The organism is Mesorhizobium sp. M1A.F.Ca.IN.020.03.2.1 (assembly GCF_004023205.1).
Classification (GTDB): Bacteria; Pseudomonadota; Alphaproteobacteria; order Rhizobiales; family Rhizobiaceae; genus Mesorhizobium.
This window is the reverse complement of the sequence record NZ_RZSV01000373.1, coordinates 1-3,498: the sequence shown is the minus strand read 5'-3', so window position 1 is coordinate 3,498 and position 3,498 is coordinate 1. Positions and strand designations below refer to the sequence as shown.

The following is a 3,498-nucleotide window of genomic DNA, read 5'->3' as shown; positions in this document are numbered from 1 at the left end:
AAGAAGCAATCGCGCGTTGGACGCGATTAAGCCATTTCGTCTCGGGTTTGGGGTGCGTGAGAGTGGTCAAGCCAACGTCGCGTAAGGCAATCCCTGGGTGGAGCGCTCCTCAAGCGAAGTCGCCTATGCGTGACCAAACCAATTCAGCGCTGCCCACTTTTCGGCCCGTCCAGCTCGCAACGCTCGTAGACACCGTCCCCGCCGGGGACCGCTGGATCCACGAAATGAAATACGATGGCTACCGCATTCTCGTTGGTGTCGGCAGTGGGGAAGCGCGTGCCTACACGCGCTCTGGTCTGGACTGGTCTCAGCGTTTTCCTTCGGTTCTTTCGGAAGCCCGCAAGCTCAAGGTCCGGTCCGCTCTGATCGACGGCGAAGCCGTCGTTGTCGATGCGAACGGAAGATCAAACTTCCAGGCGCTTCAGAACGCATTAAAGGGTGCGCCAGCCACTATCGATTTTTATGCCTTCGATCTCCTTGAGCTCGATGGCGAAGATCTCACGAGGCGCCCGCTCCTTGAACGCAAGGAGAAGCTCCAGGCAATTTTGCCCGCGAAGAACGCGATCCTTCGCTATTCCGATCATATCCTCGGTCGCGGAGAAGAGCTGCTCGAACGCTTTTGCGCAGCCGGTCTCGAGGGAGTTGTTTCGAAGCTCGCCGATTCGCACTATGTGGCAGCCCGCAGCGGAAGCTGGCTCAAGATCAAGTGCATCAAGCGGCAGGAATTCGTAATTGTCGGCTGGACGCCGTCCGACAAGGTCCGCGCCTTCCGGTCATTGATTCTGGGGGTGCATGACGGCGGCAAGCTGCGTTATGCCGGGAAAGTCGGCACCGGCTTCGATACAGCTGAACTCTTCCGTCTCATGAAGATCATGGCACCGCTCGAGCAGAAGGCCGCGACCGTCGAGGCGCCGCGAGCAGAAGTTCGCGGAGCACATTGGCTTTACCCCAAGCTGGTCGCCGAGATTGCCTTCACCGAGATGACCAAGGAAGGAACGCTGAGACATCCCAGCTACCTCGGTCTACGCGAAGACAAGAAGCCGGAGGCGGTCGTGCTGGAGACGGAACGTCGCACGGCCAAGCTGACCACATCGCCGGCGAACAACATTGCCATCAGCAACCGTGACCGCGTGATCTATCCGGAGTCCAATATCACCAAGGGCCAGCTCGCCGACCACTACGCGGCCGTCGCGGAGATCATGCTTCCCTGGGTCGGCAGTCGGCCGATCAGTCTTGTTAGGTGTCCGCAGGGGCGGGCCAAGAAGTGCTTTTTCCAGAAGCATGATGCCGGGAGCTTTGGCAACAAAGTCCACCAAGTGGGTATCACCGAAAAAGACGGCCACGAGGAGCCATACCTTTATGTCGACGATGCCGCTGGGCTGATGACTTGCGTCCAGATGGGAACGATCGAGCTGCATGGGTGGGGAGCTCGGATCGAGGATGTCGAAAAGCCCGACCGCCTCGTGTTCGACCTCGACCCCGATGAGGGTCTTGATTTCGAAGCTGTCCGCGCCGCTGCATTCCAGTTTCGTGATATTTTGAAATCGCTGGGACTTACGACCTTCCCGATGCTTACAGGAGGCAAAGGGGTGCATGTGGTCGCCCCGCTCACCCCTCAGGCCGAATGGCCGCAAGTGAAAGACTTCGCATTTCGTCTCGCTCAAGCGGTCGCGCAGAGCGATCCCGCCCACTTTACGGCCGCGCTGTCAAAGGCGCGCCGGAAGGGTCGCATCTTTGTGGACTATTTGCGCAACCAGCGTGGGGCGACCGCGATCATGCCCTACAGCGCAAGGTCTCGACCGGGCGCGCCCGTCGCGGCGCCGATCACCTGGGCGGAGATGAAGACGATTGATGCGCCCTCTCATTTCCACGTCGGCGATGCTCCTGAATTGAAGAAACGCGCAGCCTACAAATCATTGGCGGGGTGGGGTCGCGCCGACCAGTCCTTGCCTAATCTGTAGCGCCCACTCCGCGAAAAAGGCAGCAACCATGGATCAGCGTTTCGCAGTCTTTGCCTGATTGGAACCTGCGGAGATCGGCCCCGTTTGCATCGACAATGGCAAAAACCGATCCGAGGACAGTAGCCAGCCTGCTAAGGGAATACGCACATCGCTTATCGCTGCGCGGGGACAATCCCTATCGCACCAAGGCTTACTTGCGCGCGGCCGATAGTCTGGCTGCGTTGTCGCAGCCGCTTGACCGGATCATCGCCGCGGGCGCCCTCACCAGGATCCCGGGGATCGGTGACGCTATCGCAGACATTATCCGCAAGCTCTATGAATCGGGCACGCACCCACGCCTTGAGAAGCTGCGCGAGGAGGTGCCGGCGGGTGTAATGGAGCTGTTTGCCATACCCGGGCTCCGGCCCGACAAGATAATGAAGCTTCATCAGGCGCTCGGCGTGAACTCGTTGGCTGAGCTCGAAGCGGCGGCAAAGGCAGGTCGCATCCGGCCAGTCAAAGGCCTCGGCGCGTCGCTTCAGACTAAAATCCTGCAGAACCTGGCTATCGCTCGAGGCGGCGAAACACAGCTTCACCTGCACAAGGCCGCCGCCCTCCTAGAGCACGCGATCATTTCCGTGAAGCAAGAGCATCCCGAGTTTTCGCGCGTGGAAATCGCCGGTGATTTCCGACGTGGTTGCGAACTTGTTGCCGACCTCGCGCTGGTCGCGCAGGGGAAGAAGCGGACCGAAATCGAGCAGTCCACCCTCAGGCTTGTCCTAACGGACAAGAAGCACTTTGGCGCAAGCTTCCTCGAAGCAACCGGTTCCGCGGCCCATCTACAGCAATTGAGGATGTTTGCGGCCGAGAGAGGGTTCGCGCTCAAACCCGATGGGCTCTACCGCGCCAGAAAGCTGATCGCATCAGTGACAGAGGAGGAAATCTACGCAGCGTTGGACCTGCAGTTCATCGAACCTGAACTGCGCGAAGGCAGGGACGAGATCGAGCGGGCAGCGAGGCGGCAACTCCCTACCCTCGTCCGGGATGAAGATCTCAATGGCATCCTGCATTCTCACACGACCGCATCTGATGGCACCGAGACGCTTGAGGCAATGGCTGAAGCGACCCGTAAGCGCGGGTTCGAGTACTTTGGTGTCGCCGACCACTCGCAGTCTGCGCACTACGCGGGCGGCCTCACATTGCAGGAGATTGCTGAGCAGCACCGCGAAGCGGATCGGCTGAACAAGAGGTATGGTGGAAAATTCCGTATCCTCAAGGGCATCGAGGCAGACATCCTGGCCGACGGTTCGCTTGACTATCCGGACCACGTTTTGGAGCAGTTCGATTTCGTCGTCGCGAGCGTGCACAGCCGCTTCAAGTTGCCGAAGAAAGAGCAGACGGACCGTATCATTGAGGCAATCGCGAACCCCTTCACGACAATCATCGGACACATGACCGGTCGCCAGTTGTTGCGGCGCCCCGGCTATGATCTCGACATCGACAAGGTCCTCAGAACGTGCGCGAGATATGGTGTCGCTGTCGAAATCAACGCGCATCC

Annotated in this window: 2 protein-coding genes; both read left to right on the top strand. The window is 59.5% G+C overall.

From position 1 onward, the window contains the following. Positions 1 to 125 precede the first annotated feature (125 nt). Positions 126 to 1,961, top strand: a complete 1,836-nt coding sequence (gene ligD, locus EOA79_RS30755; RefSeq protein ID WP_127241991.1) for a DNA ligase D — start codon at positions 126 to 128, stop codon at positions 1,959 to 1,961. Positions 1,962 to 2,056: 95 nt separating this feature from the next. Next, positions 2,057 to 3,498 (top strand): PHP domain-containing protein (locus tag EOA79_RS30750; RefSeq protein ID WP_128293605.1); only part of this gene is annotated, 1,442 nt, incomplete at its 3' end.

Excerpts from the sequence above, each read along its gene's own strand:
- ligD (WP_127241991.1), top strand. The coding sequence starts at position 126 with ATGCGTGACCAAACCAATTCAGCGCTGCCCACTTTTCGGCCCGTCCAG.